This is a genomic window from Thermobifida halotolerans, from assembly GCF_003574835.2.
Lineage (GTDB): Bacteria > Actinomycetota > Actinomycetes > Streptosporangiales > Streptosporangiaceae > Thermobifida > Thermobifida halotolerans.
Window position 1 is genome coordinate 3,057,530 of sequence record NZ_CP063196.1, and the last position, 16,102, is coordinate 3,073,631.

General features: G+C 70.7%; 14 protein-coding genes and 2 tRNA genes. 5 read left to right on the forward strand and 11 right to left on the reverse strand.

Annotated elements, in window-relative coordinates; translation table 11 throughout:
• Positions 1-46 precede the first annotated feature (46 nt).
• The 3 genes from NI17_RS13710 to NI17_RS13720 form a co-directional block, all read right to left on the reverse strand.
• Entirely contained in the window at positions 47-649 is a 603-nt protein-coding gene (locus NI17_RS13710; RefSeq protein ID WP_084012443.1) for a ClpP family protease, read from the reverse strand.
• A gap of 229 nt (positions 650-878) precedes the next feature.
• Entirely contained in the window at positions 879-2,303 is a 1,425-nt protein-coding gene (gene tig, locus NI17_RS13715; RefSeq protein WP_068688799.1) for a trigger factor, read from the reverse strand.
• A 222-nt stretch (positions 2,304-2,525) separates the two neighbouring features.
• Positions 2,526-2,600, reverse strand: a tRNA-Pro gene (locus tag NI17_RS13720).
• Positions 2,601-2,708: 108 nt separating this feature from the next.
• Between NI17_RS13720 and NI17_RS13725 the strand changes: the two genes are divergently transcribed.
• From NI17_RS13725 to NI17_RS13735, 3 genes are all read left to right on the forward strand, one after another.
• Positions 2,709-2,782, forward strand: a tRNA-Gly gene (locus NI17_RS13725).
• A 482-nt stretch (positions 2,783-3,264) separates the two neighbouring features.
• Entirely contained in the window at positions 3,265-3,768 is a 504-nt protein-coding gene (locus NI17_RS13730) for an adenylyltransferase/cytidyltransferase family protein (RefSeq protein ID WP_068688798.1), read from the forward strand.
• Positions 3,769-3,940: 172 nt separating this feature from the next.
• Positions 3,941-5,821: an ABC transporter ATP-binding protein gene (locus tag NI17_RS13735; protein WP_199859956.1), complete on the forward strand. Its 1,881-nt coding sequence runs from the start codon at positions 3,941-3,943 to the stop codon at positions 5,819-5,821.
• A gap of 108 nt (positions 5,822-5,929) precedes the next feature.
• On the opposite strand, the gene NI17_RS13740 is transcribed toward NI17_RS13735, so the two are convergent.
• The 4 genes from NI17_RS13740 to NI17_RS13755 form a co-directional block, all read right to left on the reverse strand.
• A complete protein-coding gene (locus tag NI17_RS13740; RefSeq protein ID WP_369974849.1) occupies positions 5,930-6,358 on the reverse strand; it encodes a (2Fe-2S) ferredoxin domain-containing protein in 429 nt (142 codons plus the stop codon).
• A 150-nt stretch (positions 6,359-6,508) separates the two neighbouring features.
• Complete coding sequence (locus tag NI17_RS13745) at positions 6,509-6,709, reverse strand: antitoxin (RefSeq protein ID WP_068689133.1); 201 nt, start codon at positions 6,707-6,709, stop codon at positions 6,509-6,511.
• Positions 6,710-6,803: 94 nt separating this feature from the next.
• Positions 6,804-8,147, reverse strand: coding sequence for a magnesium transporter (gene mgtE, locus NI17_RS13750; protein ID WP_068689131.1), 1,344 nt, complete (start codon positions 8,145-8,147; stop codon positions 6,804-6,806).
• A 296-nt stretch (positions 8,148-8,443) separates the two neighbouring features.
• Positions 8,444-9,550 (reverse strand): PP2C family protein-serine/threonine phosphatase, encoded by a 1,107-nt coding sequence (locus NI17_RS13755; protein ID WP_068688795.1) that lies wholly within the window; start codon positions 9,548-9,550, stop codon positions 8,444-8,446.
• A 357-nt stretch (positions 9,551-9,907) separates the two neighbouring features.
• Here NI17_RS13755 and NI17_RS13760 point away from each other — a divergent pair, with 357 nt between their 5' ends.
• Positions 9,908-11,167, forward strand: coding sequence for a GNAT family N-acetyltransferase (locus tag NI17_RS13760; RefSeq protein WP_068688794.1), 1,260 nt, complete (start codon positions 9,908-9,910; stop codon positions 11,165-11,167).
• Between the two features lie 317 nt (positions 11,168-11,484).
• Here NI17_RS13760 and NI17_RS13765 read toward each other — a convergent pair whose 3' ends face one another.
• The 4 genes from NI17_RS13765 to NI17_RS13780 all read right to left on the reverse strand — a co-directional run bounded on the left by NI17_RS13765 (position 11,485) and on the right by NI17_RS13780 (position 13,084).
• A complete protein-coding gene (locus tag NI17_RS13765; RefSeq protein WP_068688789.1) occupies positions 11,485-11,952 on the reverse strand; it encodes a ribose-5-phosphate isomerase in 468 nt (155 codons plus the stop codon).
• A 98-nt stretch (positions 11,953-12,050) separates the two neighbouring features.
• Positions 12,051-12,188, reverse strand: coding sequence for a hypothetical protein (locus tag NI17_RS13770; RefSeq protein ID WP_170163060.1), 138 nt, complete (start codon positions 12,186-12,188; stop codon positions 12,051-12,053).
• Positions 12,189-12,277: 89 nt separating this feature from the next.
• Entirely contained in the window at positions 12,278-12,445 is a 168-nt protein-coding gene (locus tag NI17_RS13775; protein ID WP_170163061.1) for a hypothetical protein, read from the reverse strand.
• A 24-nt stretch (positions 12,446-12,469) separates the two neighbouring features.
• Positions 12,470-13,084, reverse strand: coding sequence for a mycothiol-dependent nitroreductase Rv2466c family protein (locus NI17_RS13780; protein ID WP_068688788.1), 615 nt, complete (start codon positions 13,082-13,084; stop codon positions 12,470-12,472).
• A gap of 217 nt (positions 13,085-13,301) precedes the next feature.
• Here NI17_RS13780 and pepN point away from each other — a divergent pair, with 217 nt between their 5' ends.
• Positions 13,302-15,842 (forward strand): aminopeptidase N, encoded by a 2,541-nt coding sequence (pepN, locus tag NI17_RS13785; protein WP_119267939.1) that lies wholly within the window; start codon positions 13,302-13,304, stop codon positions 15,840-15,842.
• The last annotated feature ends 260 nt before the right edge of the window (positions 15,843-16,102 follow it).

A 16,102-nucleotide genomic window follows, 5' to 3' on the forward strand; every position in this document is an offset into this window, starting at 1 on the left:
CCTTCCACACTGCGCCGGTCCACAGGACTGTTGGTTCGGGGGTCGTTCAGGACCGACCGCCCGTGACGTCGGGGGTGTTCGACAGCACCTCGTCGATGAAGCCGTACTCGAGAGCCTCCTCGGCGGTGAACCACCGGTCCCGGTCGGCGTCCTTCTCGATCTGCTCGACCGTCTGTCCCGTGTGCAGCGAGATGCGCTCCAGGAACATCTTCTTCACGTAGAGCAGCTGGTCGGCCAGGATACGGATGTCGGAGGCGGTTCCCCCGATGCCACCCGACGGCTGGTGCATCATGATTCGGGTGTGCGGCAGCGCGTAGCGCTTGCCCGGCGCACCGGCGCACAGCAGCATCTGGCCCATGGAGGCGGCCAGACCCATGCCGACGGTGCGGACGTCGTTGGGGATGTACTGCATGACGTCGTAGATCGCCATTCCGGCGGTCACCGAACCGCCGGGCGAGTTGATGTACAGCGTGATGTCCCGGTGCCGGTCCTCGGCGGACAGCAGCAGCAGCTCCCCGACGATGCGGTTGGCGATGTCGTCGTCGACCTGCTGGCCGAGGACGACGATGCGCTGCCTGAGCAGGCGCTGCGACGTCTGGTCGAACATCGGCTGCATAGGTGCTTCGGCAGTACGGGCTTCGGTTTGCATGGACTCATTATGGGTCGGCGGCACTCTCGTCACCTGCTCCGGAAATCGAAACGGTTGCGACGCTTGCGACACTAACGCTGTTGCCCGACCGGCTCGCACCAGTTCACGGCCCTGTTCGCTTTCAGCGCAGGTACCCCCGCCGGTGACCAGGGAGTTTCGCGCCTGGCGAAACGCCGGTGGGCCCCGCACCCGTCGAGGTGCGAGGCCCACCCGTGGTCGGCTCCGGCGGTCAGGCCCTGGTCTCGCCGTCCCCGTCCGCGGAGTCGGTGTCGGCGGAGTCGGCGGCGGTCTCCTCCGCGTCCTCCTCACCTGAGGAGACCGTGACGGTCTCGGTCTGGGCGGCGGGGACCGCCGGCGGCTCGATGGTGTTGCCGGACTCGTCGGTGATCCTGGCCCTGGAGACCACCAGGTCCAGCGCCTTGGCGCGCACGACCTCGACGTAGACCAGCTGCAGCTGGTTGGCCTGCATCAGGCTCTGGAAGAACTGGTCGGGCGAGATCCCCATGAGCTGGGCCTGCTCGACGATGTACTGGGTCAGCTCCTCGTTGCCCGCGGCCAGCTCCTCCTGGGAGGCGAGCTGGTCGAGGATGAAACCGACCTTGACGGCCTTGGCGGCGTTCTCGGAGAGCTCGGTCTCGAACTCCTCCTCGGTCTGCTCCTGGGCCTCCAGGTAGGACTCCTTGGTCAGCCCGCTCTGGGCGAGCTGCCGCTCCAGGCTCTCGCGGCGGCGGTCGGCCTCCTGGGCGACCACGCTCTCCGGCAGCGGGACGTCCACGGACTCCACGAGCTTGTCGAGGACGCGGTCGCGGGCCTGGGAGAGCTGCTGGCGGCGGCGCGTCTCGCCGAGCCGCTCGGCCTCGCTGGCGCGCAGCTCCGCGATGGTGTCGAACTCGCTGGCCATCTGGGCGAACTCGTCGTCCAGCTCGGGCAGCTCCTTGACCTTGACGCTGTGCACGGTGACCGTGACGTCGGCGTCGCGGCCCTCGTACTCGCCGCCCACCAGCTTGGTGGCGAAGGTGGCGGACTCGCCCGCGCTCAGACCGGTGATCGCGTCGTCGAGGCCCTCCAGCATGGTGTTGGTGCCGACCTCGTAGGAGATCCCGTTGGCCTGGACGTCGTCGAGCTTCTCGCCGTCGATCGCGGCGGACAGGTCGATGGAGACGTGGTCGCCCTCCTGGGCGGGCCGGTCGACACCGGTGAGGGTGGCGAAGCGCTGCCGCAGGGTGTCGAGCCGCTCGTCGACCTGCTCGTCGGTGACCTCGGCGTCGTCGACGGTGACCTCGATGCCCTCGTAGTCGGTGACCTCGAACTTGGGGCGGACGTCGACCTCGGCGGTGAAGGCCAGTTCCTGGCCGTCCTCCAGCTTGGTGATCTCGACCTCGGGCTGGCCGAGGGCGAAGACCTCCTCCTTCTGGACGGCCTCGTTGTAGAGCTCGGGAACCGCGTGGTTGACGGCCTCGGTGATCACCGCTCCCCGGCCGACGTAGCGGTCGATGAGCCGCGCCGGAGCCTTTCCGGGCCGGAAACCCTTGATCCGGACCTGCTTGGCGAGCGACTTGTAGGTCACGTCGAAGGCGTGGTCCAGTTCCTCGAACGGAACCTCGATGGTCAGCTTGACCCGGGTCGGGCTCAGCTCCTCGACATCGGTCTTCACGGGGCGGTACTCCTAGGTTTCCGGCGATTGCGCCCGGCATGCGGAACGGTGCCCGACCGCGACACGGCGGTGGCCGACGGGCGCCGACCGGCGGGGCGTCACGAGAGACTGCTGTGGTCTCCAGCGTGGTTCTGCGGTCTGCGATCACGCTCAGTCTAGGGCAGACACGAAGGGGACGACGGTCCCGTCGGGCCGGAGCTCCACGCGGACCGTCGAGTCTCGTCGGGGAGGCGGGATTCGAACCCGCGGCCTCATGCTCCCAAAGCATGCGCGCTAACCAAGCTGCGCCACTCCCCGTGAACCACGCGGGTCCGTCGAAAAGTGCGCGACCCGCACCGCGGAGGCGGTAATGTTGTCTCCGTCGGCTCCACGAGTCTAGAGGAAACTCGGCGGTTGCCGCGCCATGCGGGTGTAGTTCAATGGTAGAACTCCAGCCTTCCAAGCTGGTCGTGCGGGTTCGATTCCCGTCACCCGCTCCAAGCCCGAAGGGCCAGGTCAGCAGTGGTTTCCCACGCGGCCTGGCCCTTTGTTCTCTCTCGACCGGTCCCCCGGGGAGACCGCGGCGCCGACCGCGCCCCCGCCCCGGCAGCGGACCGCGCGGCACCCTGACCCGACCGGTTCGCCCCGGTTTCGTTCCGTCACGGATCCCCCGTCGGTCCCTCCGCACACCGGCGCACCACAGATGTGTTCTGCATCACTTTTCTGTGTCGACCGGCGCCGGCCTCGGGGGAGGCGCCGCGCTCCCGCCCCGCTCCGGCACCTCCCCACCCTTTCCAGCGCTTTCCCGTCCCGCCCCGCCCACCGGCACGGCACACCGGCGGCCAGGCTGACGGCACGGCACGGGGGCAGAGGTATCGTCAGTGGTCAGGACCGTATGTCAGCGCCCGTCACGGAACCTCCGGGATTCTCGGGCGCCCCTCAACGTGCACGGTGGTGTGCCAGGGCTTTCGATGGGTGGGAAATGACGGGAACCGATCCGACGCGGGAGGCCGCGCCCTCACTGACGCTGGACTGGGTCTCCCAGCCGGCCGGCACGGAGCGTCCCGCGGTCGTCACCGGGGCTTTCGACATCCTGCACGTGGGACATGTCCGCTACCTCAAAAGCGTGCGGGCCCGGGGCTTCCCGCTGGTGGTCGGGGTGGAGTCCGACGAGCGGGTGCGCGCCTGGAAGGGGCCGGGGCGGCCGGTCAACCCCGCCGAGGAACGCGCCGAGGTCCTCTCCGCGCTGGCCTGCGTGGACGGGGTGTTCATCGTCTCGGGGCCGCCGGAGGCCGCCAGCTGGCGGCACTACACCGACCTGCTCGCTCCGCTGCGTCCCGCGGCGCTGGCCTACACCGAGGGCGACCGCTACGCCGAGGCCAAACGGCGTGGCGCGGAGGAGTTGGGCGCGGTCGCCTGGGAACTGCCGTTGACCCTGGGGCGCTCCACCACCGCGACTCTGGGCCAACTGGCCCGCTCCCTGTGATCCCCGCACGTCAGGGACTGGCGGGCTCCCGAGCTCTCCGCCGCCTCGGGGCCGCGTCGACGCGTTCTCCGGGGGGAGGAGGCGGAATGGCGACCGGCGCGGCGGACGTTGACTCCGGGCAGCGCGGTCGGTCTCTCCCGCCGTACGCCGCATGAAGGGGGGCACAGCGATGATGATGGGCGGCCCGCCCACAGTCCGGACACTGGTCAACGACGGTTCGGCCAAGAACGCGTCCATCCGCCCGGACACCCTGCGGCGGGTTCTGGGATACGCCAGCCCGCACTGGCGCCGCATCCTGGCGTTCGTCCTGGTGACGTCGGCCGGCGCGGGCATCGTCGTGGCCAATCCGCTGCTGCTCAAGGCGATCATCGACCACGGGATCGGCGGCGGCGACCCCTCGCTGGTGACCTGGCTGGCGCTGGCCGTGGCGGCCCTGGCGCTGGTGGAGACCGCGCTCAACCTGACCGGACGGTGGCTGTCGGCGAGCATCGGCGAGGGCGTCATCTACCTGCTGCGCACCCGGGCGTTCACGCACGTGCAGCGCATGCCGCTGGCCTTCTTCACCCGAACCCAGACCGGATCGCTGATCAGCAGGCTCAACACCGACGTCGTGGGGGCGCAGAAGGCCATCACCTCGGTGCTGCAGTCGCTGGTCTCCAACGTGGTGAGCGTCGTGGCGGTGCTCACCGCGATGTTCGCGCTGTCGTGGCAGATCACCCTGGCCGCTCTGGTGGCGATCCCGCTGTTCCTGGTTCCCGCCAAGTACCTGGGCCGCCGCCTGGCCGGGGTGCACCGCGAGAGCATGGACCTGAACGCGGACATGAGCTCGCTCATGACCGAGCGCTTCAACGTCGGCGGCGCGATGCTGGTCAAGCTGTACGGCCGCCCCGAGGAGGAGAGCGCGGAGTTCGCCGACCGGGCCAGTCGGGTGCGCGACATCGGGGTCACCCAGAGCATCTACGGCGGCCTGCTGTTCTCCATGCTCGGTCTGATCACCGCCCTGGCCACCGCGATGGTCTACGGCGTGGGCGGCAACCTGGTGCTGGGCGGCACGCTCGAACTGGGCACCCTGGTGGCGCTGGCGACCCTGCTGACCCGGCTGTACGGTCCGGTCACCGCGCTGTCCAACGTCCAGGTGGACGTCATGACGGCCCTGGTCAGCTTCGATCGGGTCTTCGAGATCCTGGACCTGAAGCCGTCGGTCGCCGAACCGGACGCCCCCGTTGACCTGCCGGGGGGCGGACTCTCGGTGGAGTTCGACCGGGTCTCCTTCCGCTATCCGGGCGCCGAGTCCTCACTGGAATCCCTGGAACTGGTGCCCCAACCGGAGCTCTCCGAGGACACCCAGGTGCTCAGCGACGTCTCGTTCACCGCGCGCCCCGGGCAACTGGTGGCCCTGGTCGGCCCGTCCGGAGCGGGCAAGACGACGCTGACCCACCTGGTGTCGCGGCTGTACGACCCCACCGCGGGGACGGTCCGCATCGGCGGCGTGGACCTGCGCCGGGCGCGCGGCCGGTCGCTGCGGGACGCGGTCGGGGTGGTCACCCAGGACACCCAGCTGTTCCACGACACCATCGGGGCGAACCTGCGCTACGCCCGTCCGGACGCCACGGACGACGAGCTCGTCGAGGCGATGCGCGCCGCCCAACTGGGGGCGCTGCTGGAGGCGCTGCCCAACGGGCTGGACACGATGGTCGGGGACCGCGGCTACCGCCTGTCGGGCGGGGAGAAGCAGCGTCTGGCCATCGCCCGCCTGCTGTTGAAGGCTCCGGCGGTGGTGGTACTGGACGAGGCCACCGCGCACCTGGACTCCGAGTCCGAGGCGGCGGTGCAGGAGGCGCTGGCCAAGGCGCTGCGGGGACGGACGTCGCTGGTCATCGCCCACCGGTTGGCCACCGTGCGCGAGGCCGACCTGATTCTGGTGCTGGAGGACGGCCGCGTCCTGGAGCGCGGCACCCACGAGGAACTGCTGGCGCGCGGCGGCCTGTACACCGCCCTGTACCGGACCCAGTTCGCCTCGCAGGACCGGTCACGGCGCAGCGCGGCGAACTGACCCCGGGGCGGGCTCCCGGTGCGGCACCGGCTCCACGGGGCTTGGAACCCCAGCCCCGTGGGGGGTGGGTCGGCAGCGGGGCGGGGTGCCCCGGGCGCCGTCCCGGCCTCAGGCAGCCGTCTTCCCGGCCCTCTTGCCCTTCTTGCCCTTCTTGCGCTTCTTGCCCTTCTCCGGCTTCTCGGTCGCGCGCGACCGCGTCTCCTCCGCCTTCCGCTTCCCGTTCTTCTTCGACTTCTTCGCCTTCCGCTTCCCGTCTTTCTTCGGCTTCTTCGCGTCCTTGCCGGTCAGATGGGGGCGAAGCGCCGGAGGCAGGGCAGCCAGGCCCGGTCCTCCGGCAAAGATCCAGTCGTCCAGCTCCCCGATCAACCGGTCCTCGGTGAAGTCACCGAGCCAGACCGGCCGCCCTCCGGCGGCCCTGCCCCGGGCGGACGGCTGGACGACCACCACGTTGGCCCTGAAACAGATCCCGAGGCACGTGCTGACCCGGACCGGAACGGCGCGGTCCTCGTGGTCGCGCAGCGCGCCGAGCCGCGCCAACTGCCCCTTGTGGTCGACCCCCGGCCGTTTCTTCCTCGTCCCGCAACAGCAGCCCCGACAGACCACGAGCCGACACGGCTGCTCCCCAGATGCCATGGCATCACAGTAATTTCCCCGGTCAAACCGGCCGCCGCCGGACGACGCTCCGCGTCAGCGTTCCGGGTCCCGGCCGCTGCTCCGGTCCCTGACGTAGTCGCTGGCGCGCTCGCTCGCCTTGTCGATGTGCTCGTCGTACTTGCCGCCGGTCCGCCGCTTGGCGTACTCGGCTCCCCTGTCGAGCCCCCGGTCCACCTTGTCGCTGTGCTTTCCGGCGAGTTTCCTGGCCCTGTTGAAGGCGTCCTTCAGTCCCATGCTCATCCCCCCGTGGGAAGAGGCGAAGTCCCCACTTCGCGTCCGACCGCTCCCCCTACCCCGCCGATCAGGGGTTATGTCCGTTTCAGGAATCTCACACCCCCAGTACGGCGCGCGCCACGGAGAAGTAGATGAGCAGGCCGGTGGCGTCCACCAGTGTCGAGACCAGCGGCGCGGACACCACCGCGGGGTCGACCCCGACCCTGCGGGCCAGCAGCGGCATGGTGCTGCCGATGATCGCCGCCCACGTGCAGATCGCCACCACCGACAGCGCGACGGCGGTCGCGATCCCCGCCCCCACCAGCAGGGAGCCGATGACCAGCGCGATTCCGGCGAGCATGAACCCCAGCAGCAGGCCGACCCGGGACTCCTTCCAGATGACCCGGTGCAGGTCGCGCAGGCGCACGTCGCCCACTGCCAGAGCGCGCACGACGGCGGTGGCCGACTGGGACCCGACGTTGCCCCCCGTCCCGGTGAGCATCGGAACGAACAGGGCCAGCGCGGTCACCTGCTCCAGGGTCGCCTCGAAGCCCTGCATCACGTTGACGGTCAGCGTGGAGGCGACGATGAGCAGCAGCAGCCAGACCGAGCGGGCGCGGGCCAGCCGCAGCACGCCGACCGCGACGTAGTGCCCGTGGACCGGCTGGGAGGCGGACTGGCGGGCGATGTCCTCGGAGTCGGCCGCCTCGATCAGTTCCAGGGCGTCGTCGAAGGTGAGCAGGCCCACGAAGCGGTCCTCGGAGTCGACCACGGGCAGTGCGACGAGGTTGGCCTCCTGCATGAGGCGGGCGGCGTCCTCGGCGGAACCGGTGGCGTGGGCGCGGGGCGTGAACACGTCCACCAGGTCCTTGAGGAGGCTGTCGGGGGCACTGGTCACCAGATCGCTCAACTGCACCATCCCGGAGAGCCGGCGCCCGTTGTCGACCACGGGCAGCACGTAGACGGTCTCGGCCTCGGCGCCCTTGGCGCGCACCACCTCGAGCGCCCGCGCGACCGTGAGGTCGCGGTGCAGGACCACCGTGTCGGGTGTCATGTAGCGGCCGACGGAGCCCTCGGGATAGCCCAGCAGGGCCGCGGTCATACGGCGCTCGGCGGGGCTGAGACCGGCCAGCGCCCGTGTGGCGATCTTGGCCGGGGCCTCCTCGATGAGCCGGGCCCGGTCGTCGGGGTCCATCTTCTCCACCAGCTCCCGGAAGGCCGTGTCGCGCAGCCCCGCGAGGATCGCCTGCTGCTGGCCGGGGTCGAGCTCCTCGAAGACCTCCAGTTCCCGGTTCTTGTCCAGCAGGCGGAAGGGGATGATGGCCCGTTCCGGGGGCATGCGGGCCAACGCGTCGGCGATCTCGTAGGGGGGATGCTCGGCCAGCCACAGCCGCATCCCGATCAGATCATCGGTGTCGAGCAGGTCGGCCAACTCGATCGGCTTCTCGGCGTCGGTCATCTGATTCGCGGTGTGGGATCCCGTGCCCGCGCGGGCCGGGGACACCGCACCTCCTCACAGCGGTCAGCGGCGGGTGTGAACCGTGGCACAGCGACTGGTACGGGTGTCGCCGCCGTCGGGAGTGCGCGGACGGCACGGCGCGCGACCGCGGCGGCGTCGCCGGGACTGCGGAGAGGTGGCGCGCCCGCACGGGCGGGGCGGACCTCAAGGAGAGTCTTCCCAACGGGCGGTCAGCGACGCAACGGCGGGTGTGGCCGTGCCCCAGAAAACCGTACGCCGCGCGGAGGGCACGGGGATCAGCGGGTCCGCCAGAGCACCACGAGGGCGCGGTCGTCGTTCTTGTCCTTGCTCAACGTGTCGACCAGGCGTTCGGTGCCGGGGCCGAACCCCACCGCGACCAGGCTCTCGGCCGCTCCCAGAAGCCGGTCCACACCGGCGTCGAGATCCTCCCCCGGAGTTTCGACGAGGCCGTCGGTGTAGAGCATGATGGCGTCGCCCGGACGCAGCCGGCCGCGCACCGGCGTGTAGCTCATCGACGGTATGACGCCGAGCACGACGCCCTTGGCGTCGGCGGTGCCCCACTCGCCGGTCGTGTGGTCGAACTGCACGGCGGGCGGGTGCCCGGCCGAGCTGAGGAGGTACTCCCCGGTCGCCAGGTCGACGCTCAGGTGCACCGCGGTGACGAAGCCCTCACCCACGGCGGTGCGCATCAGGTAGTCGTTGCAGTGCTCCAGGAACTCGCCGCGCGGAACCGCGCCGATCAGGCCGCCGAAGGCGCCCGAGAGCAGCAGCGCGCGGGTCCCCGCGTCGACGCCCTTGCCCGAGACGTCCACCACCGCGATGTCGAGTTGGTCGTCGCGGAGCATGGAGACCACGAAGTCGCCTCCGAAGGAGGACCCGCCCGCCTGCCGCAGCACCTTGGCGGAGTGCCATCCCGCGGGCAGGTCGGGCAGCCGCCCCTGGGCGCGGATGCGGTCGCGCAGTTCGAGGAGCATCTTCTCGCCGTCGAGCCCGTGCACTCCGAGCCGCTCCCGCACCCCCGACAGCAGGTAGGCCACGACCGCGGTGACGCCGATGGTGACGGCCAGTCCCGGTCCCACCTGGCTGAGGTCCAGCGCGTAGGCGGTGAAGGCGAGGACCACGGCCACGACCCCGAGCAGGAAGGCCAGGCTCCTGCGTTTGAGCAGCAGCCCGCCCGCCAGGACGGTGAGGATGACGGCGCTGGGCGGGAACCAGCCCTGCGGGCCCCACACCGCGCCGACGCCGATTCCGACGGCCAGCATGACCAGGGTGATGAGGACGAGCCGGTAGCGGAAGAGCACTTTGCGCCGGAGCAGCGCAACGGCGCGCTGCACCAGCGAGCGGGTGGAGCGGAGGAGCCTGGCGGGCGGAGAGGTGCTCATCGCTGCCGAACTGTAGCGCGCGAAACCCACCCAAGCACGTTGCCCCGCGTCCACTCACCACGAGACTTCACATAACGGACCAACCGATATCCGCCCAGCGCACACACGGGGAAACTCACAGAACAGCCCATGATTAAGTATGCGCATCCCCAACCCCATCCGTCAGGTCCACGGCCCGATTCCCACTCGCGAAACCGCGCGGTAAATCTCTCACGTCTCCCGCCGACCCCACCCGCCGCGTCTCTTCCGCCACTTTCCGCCACAGCGTTCCCCTCCCGCCCCAAAGCCGCTCTGACGCGGGGATTCGGACGGAAAAACCGGTGGCGGGAACGGCTTGTCGGCGGTAGGCAGGAGGCCATGTCCACTCCACACCACTCATCCGCGTCGGACGCGCTGCCGGTCCGTCCCGTGGCCGATTCCGAGTTCGCCGAGTTCTGCCGGACCTTCGGCGAGGCCCTGCTCTTCCCCTCCCCCGAGGAGGAGGTCGAGTCGCTGCGCGCCTACGTCGACCTCGACCGCACGCTCGCCGCCTTCGACGGCGACCGGGTCGTCGGCACCGCGATGCTGCTCTCCTTCGAGGCGACTCTGCCGGGCGGGGTCCGTCCGGTCGCGGGTGTCTCCGCTGTCGGCGTCCTGCCCACACACCGCCGCCGGGGTGTGCTCACCGCGCTGATGCGCCGCCAACTGCACGACGTCCACGAACGCGGTGAGGAGGCGGTGGCCACGCTGTTCGCCTCCGAGGGGGGCATCTACGGGCGGTTCGGCTACGGTCTGGGCTCGATGCTGGGCACCGTCACCGTCCACCGCGGCGAGGGGGTGCTGCGCGCGGACGCCCCGCGTGATCCCGCGCTGCGGACGCGTATGGTCACTCCCGCCGAGGCACGCGAGGAGGCGGCCCGGGTGCACGAGACCGCCCGTCTCGACCGTGTCGGCGAGTTCCGCCGGAACGGGTGGTGGTGGAACCGGGTGCTGCGCTCCCCCGGCGGGCAGGACGGTTTCGGCCCGGCCAAGTGCGTCGTGGTGGAGAACGACTCCGGGGCGGCGGGATACGCGCTGTACCGGACGCGGCAGGGCTTCGACGCCTTCGGCAACGCCGACTCCGCCCTGGAGGTGGTGGAGGTGCACGCCGTCCGACCCGCGGCCCTCGTCCGGCTGTGGGAGTTCCTGCTCAACCGCGACCTGGTGGGCAGCGTCACCGCGAGGCTGCGCCCGGCCGACGACCCGCTGCTGTACCTGCTGGCCGACCGCCACCGGGCGCGGTGGACCCCCAACACCGGGTTCTGGGGGCGACTGGTGGACGTGCCCAGGGCGCTGTCGGAGCGCTCCTACGCGGCGCCGGTGGACGTGGTCGTCGAGGTCACCGACGCGGTGTGTCCGTGGAACCGGGGGCTGTGGCGGTTGCACGCCGACGGGGACTCCGCGCACTGCGAGCGCACCGACCGTCCCGCCGACCTCTCCCTCGACGTGGAGGTGCTGAGTTCGGCGTACCTGGGCGGCGAGCCGCTCACCGGCTACGCGGCCGCGGGTCTGGTGCGCCAGTCGCGTCCGGAAGCGGTCCTGGCGCTGTCCGCGGCGCTGACCACGCCGACACTGCCGCACTGCTCGGTCATCTTCTGACGCCGAACGGTTCCGGGCGGGGTGAGGGACTTGTCGCCGTCGGGGGACTGTGCGGTCGGCGTGTGACGCGCTAGCGTCGGTGTCGCACCGCGCCGAATGCCGTACCCCCCGGCAGCCCGTCCGCCGCGATGCGGACGTGTGAGGCGCACGATCCGGCCGGGCTCCCCGCTTCGGAGCGCGACCCCCCGTGCGCGCGGAGCACGGCCCGGCCGCCCGGGGAGGCGAGGGGGAGTCCGTGTCCCAGACACGGCAGCGCAGCGGATTCCCCGTACGGCTCCCCGGTGTCGGCCGAGTGCGGATGCGTACCGGCTTTCCGCCTACGGAAGCGGCGGCAACTGGCCGGTGGCCTCGTAGTCGGAGAGCATGCCGATACGGCGACTGTGACGTTCCTCACCGCTGTAGGGCGTGGTGAGGAAGACCTCGACGAACCCGGTGGCCTCGTCGGGCGAGTGCATCCGGGCGCCGATGCTGATCACGTTGGCGTTGTTGTGCTCGCGGGCCAGGCGGGCCGTCTCCGCGCTCCACGCCAGGGCGGCACGCACGCCCTTCACCTTGTTCGCGGCGATCTGCTCGCCGTTTCCCGAACCGCCCAGGACGATGCCGAGCGCCCCGGGGTCCTTGGCGACCCCCTCGGCGGCGCGCAGCACGAACGGGGGGTAGTCGTCGACCGCGTCGTAGACGGCCGGGCCGGCGTCGACCACCTCGTGTCCCTGCTCCCGGAGCCAGGAGACGAGGTGCTGTTTCAGTTCGTAGCCGGCGTGGTCAGATCCGATGTAGATACGCACGGCCCCAGTTTCGCAGGCCGCCCGGGCGGACGTGTGTCCGGGAGCGCCGCCCGGCGGTCGCGGACCGCCGGGCGGCGCGGAGCCCGTCCGCGGACCGCTCAGCCGGCGGCGAAGGTGACCGCCGCGCCCAGCAGGCCGAAAACGGCGGCGGACACGAGGAAGACCAGGTTGATCAGCACCAGGAGCTTGATGTCCTTGCTCAGCGGAACCGCTTTGGACTCCGTCTTCTTGCTCAACTCACACCACCTCGACGGGAACGGACAAAACACTCACCAAAGACGATGCTAGCGCTCCCCACCAGCTGGTATGGGGAGGGTAAAGCCGGTCAGGCCCAGTGCGGCGGAACGTCGTTCAGCAGCTCCTCGATGCGGGACGTCCCGTCCCGGTCGGTCGCCTCGCCCCAGCCCGGTCCGTACTCGTCGGACGTGGTGTCGGGCAGGATCTCCAGGTCGTCGTCGAAGACGACCAGGCGCTCTTCGTCCGGTTCGCTCATGTTCGCTCCTTCACGCCGTCGCGGCTAGTCGAAGATGGGTTGGCGGGTCCGGCTCCGCTTGAGTTCGAAGAACCCGTCGGTTCCCGCGACCAGCAGGACGCCGTCCCACAGCCGGCCGGCGGCCTCGCCCCTGGGGGCGGGGGACACGACGGGACCGAAGAAGGCGACGTTCCCGACCGAGATCACGGGGGTGCCGACCTCCTGGCCGACCCTGTCCATGCCGTCATGATGCGACTTGCGCAGGGCCTCATCGTAGTCAGTGCTCCGCGCGGCTTCGATGAGGTCCGCCGGTTGACCGGCGTCGGCCAGCGCCGCCGCGACGGTCTCCAGGGAGCGGGGCTGGGCGCGGTTGTGCAGGCGGGTGCCCAGGGCGGTGTAGAAGCGCCCCAGTTCCTCGTTGCCCAGGCGCTGTTCGACCGCGACGGCCACGCGCACCCCCCACCAGGACTGCTCGCGGAGCATTCTGCGGTAGTCCTCGGACACATCCTTGTCCTCGTTGAGCACGGCCAGGCTCATGACGTGCCAGCGCGGGCGCACCGGGCGGACCCTCTCGACCTCCAGCAGCCAGCGCGACGCCATCCACGCCCACGGGCACAGGGGGTCGAACCAGAAGTCCGCGCGAACGCGTTGCTCGGTCACCGTTTGCCTCCTCACATCTCACCAAGAAACTGGACAAAAACCTTAAAGTGCCCAGTTCTTCCTGCGAAAACCACGGGTATCAGTTCCGCATTCCAGCCCTTGGCGTGGCAGGATCGAACCGGATCATCAGACGGTGGCCGCCCGTCCGCGTTCCGTGGGCACGGCGACGGCCGACCGAGGCGGTCGACACCGACGACAGCTGTGAAGGGAGCGGGTCGTGGCAGGCAACCTGACACGTGAGGAGGCACGGGAGCGGGCGCGGATTCTCGACGTCGACTCCTACGCCGTGGAACTCGATCTCACCTCGAGCGACCAGACCTTCACCTCCACCACCGCGATCCGGTTCCGCTGCTCCGAACCGGGCGCGGCGAGCTTCGTGGACCTGACGGCCCCGACCGTACACGAGGTCCACCTGAACGGGAGCGCGCTCGACCCGGCCGAGGTGTTCGACGGGGAGCGGATCACCCTGCCCTCGCTGCGGGCCGACAACGAGCTGCGCATCGTCGCCGACGCGGCCTACATGCGCACCGGCGAGGGGCTGCACCGGTTCGTCGACCCCGTCGACGGCAACGTCTACCTCTACACCCAGTTCGAGACCGCCGACGCGCACCGGATGTACGCGTGCTTCGACCAGCCCGACCTCAAGGCGACGTTCGAGCTGGGCGTCCTGGCCCCGGCGGACTTCGAGGTCGTCTCCAACACCGCGCCCGACGTCGTGCGCGAGCCGGCCGGAAACGGCACCGCGGTGCGCTGGCACTTCCCGCCGACCGAGCGGATGTCGACCTACATCACCGCTCTGGTGGCCGGCCCCTACCACGTGGTGCGCGACGAGCACGACGGCATCCCGCTGGGCGTGTACTGCCGGGCCTCGCTCGCCCAGCACCTCGACGCCGACGCGATTCTCGAGGTCACCAAGCAGGGCTTCGACTTCTACCACCGCCTCTTCGGCATCCGCTACCCCTTCGGCAAGTACGACCAGCTGTTCGTCCCGGAGTTCAACGCCGGGGCGATGGAGAACGCCGGAGCGGTCACCTTCCTGGAGGACTACGTCTTCCGCTCGCGGGTCACCGACGCCCGCTACGAGCGCCGCGCCGAGACGATCCTGCACGAGATGGCCCACATGTGGTTCGGTGACCTGGTCACCATGCGCTGGTGGGACGACCTGTGGCTCAACGAGTCGTTCGCCACCTTCGCCAGCGTGTACTGCCAGGCCGAGGCCACCCGGTGGACGGACGCCTGGACCACCTTCGCCAACGTGGAGAAGGCGTGGGCGCTGCGCCAGGACCAACTGCCCTCCACCCACCCGATCGCCGCCGACATCCCCGACATGCAGGCGGTCGAGGTCAACTTCGACGGCATCACCTACGCCAAGGGCGCCTCCGTGCTCAAGCAACTGGTGGCCTACGTGGGCGTGGACGCGTTCTTCGCCGGGGTGCGCGCCTACTTCGCCGAGCACGCCTGGGGCAACACCGAACTGTCGGACCTGCTGGTCAAGTTGGAGGAGGCGTCGGGCCGCGACCTGTCGCACTGGTCGCGGGAGTGGCTGGAGACCGCGGGCGTCAACACCATGCGCCCGGACTTCGAGGTGGACGCCGACGGCAACTTCACCTCCTTCGCGGTGCTCCAGGAGGCCCCGGCGAACCACCCGACGCTGCGCTCGCACCGGCTGGCCATCGGCCTGTACGACCGGACCGACAAGGGCATCGTGCGCCGCGGGCGGGTGGAGCTGGACGTCAGCGGCGAGCGCACCGAGGTGCCCGAACTGGTCGGCACGGCCCAGCCCGACCTGGTGCTGATCAACGACGACGACCTCACCTTCATCAAGCTGCGCCTGGACGAGCGGAGCCTGCGCACGGTGGTCGAGCACGTCGGCGAGATCGCCGAGTCGCTGCCCCGGACGCTGGCCTTCGCCGCGGCCTGGGACATGACCCGCGACGGCGAGATGCCCGCACGCGACTACGTGCGCCTGGTCAGTGCCAACCTGAGCGGGGTCGGCGACGTCGCGGTGGCCCAGACGCTGCAGCGCCAGGCCGTCTCCACGCTGGTCAACTACGTCGCCCCGGCCTGGCGGGCGGAGGGCTTCGACCTGCTGGCCACCCGGCTGCGCGAGCTGCTCAGCTCCGCGGAGCCGGGCAGCGACCTGCAACTGGTCTACGCGCACGGGTTCGCCGACGCCGCGCGCTCCCCGGAGCACCTGTCGCTGCTGCGCGGCATCTACGACGGCGCGATCGAGGTCGACGGGCTGAAGGTCGACACCGACCTGCGCTGGACGCTGCTGCGCCGCCTGGTCGCGGCCGGGGCTGCCGGTGAGGCCGAGATCGCCGCCGAACTGGAGCGCGACCCCACGGCCGCGGGCGAGCGGGCCGCCGCGGGCTGCCGGGCCGCCATCCCCACCGCCGAGGCCAAGGCGGCGGCCTGGGAGCGGCTCACCGGCGGCGACCTGGCCAACGCGGAGTTCCGCGCGACCCTCGGCGGCTTCACCGAGCCCGCGCACAGCGAGCTGCTGCGCGAATACGTCGACCGCTACTTCGGCCTGCTCGGCGAGGCGTGGGCCAAGTGGACCGGCGAGTTCGCCCAGACCTTCGCGGAGTTCGCCTACCCGGGGTACCTGGTCGAGGAGGAGACGCTGCGCCGCACCGACTCCTACATCGAGTCGGAGAACCCGCCCCCGGCCCTGCGCCGCCTGCTGCTGGAGGGCCGCGCGGGCGTGGAGCGCGCCCTGCACGCCCAGGCAAGGGACGCCGAGGCCGCGGGCTGAGCCCCGGTCCGACCGCCGTGAACGGTGGCCGCCGCGCGAAGCGGCGGCCACCGGAGAAGTATCAGGGTCACCCCGACCCGAGAGGGTCTTTCACCTCAGCCCGTGGGGGTGGGCGGGCAATTGTCGAGGAGGCGCTCGCCCCGGGGGGCGCGCCGGCAGCCCGTGGCCGCCCCCCGGACCACATCTCCGGAACGCCCCGTCGTCTCTCTCCACCTCCCGGCATTGGTTCCACGCCGGCCGGGGCCGCCCCGGCGGGCGGC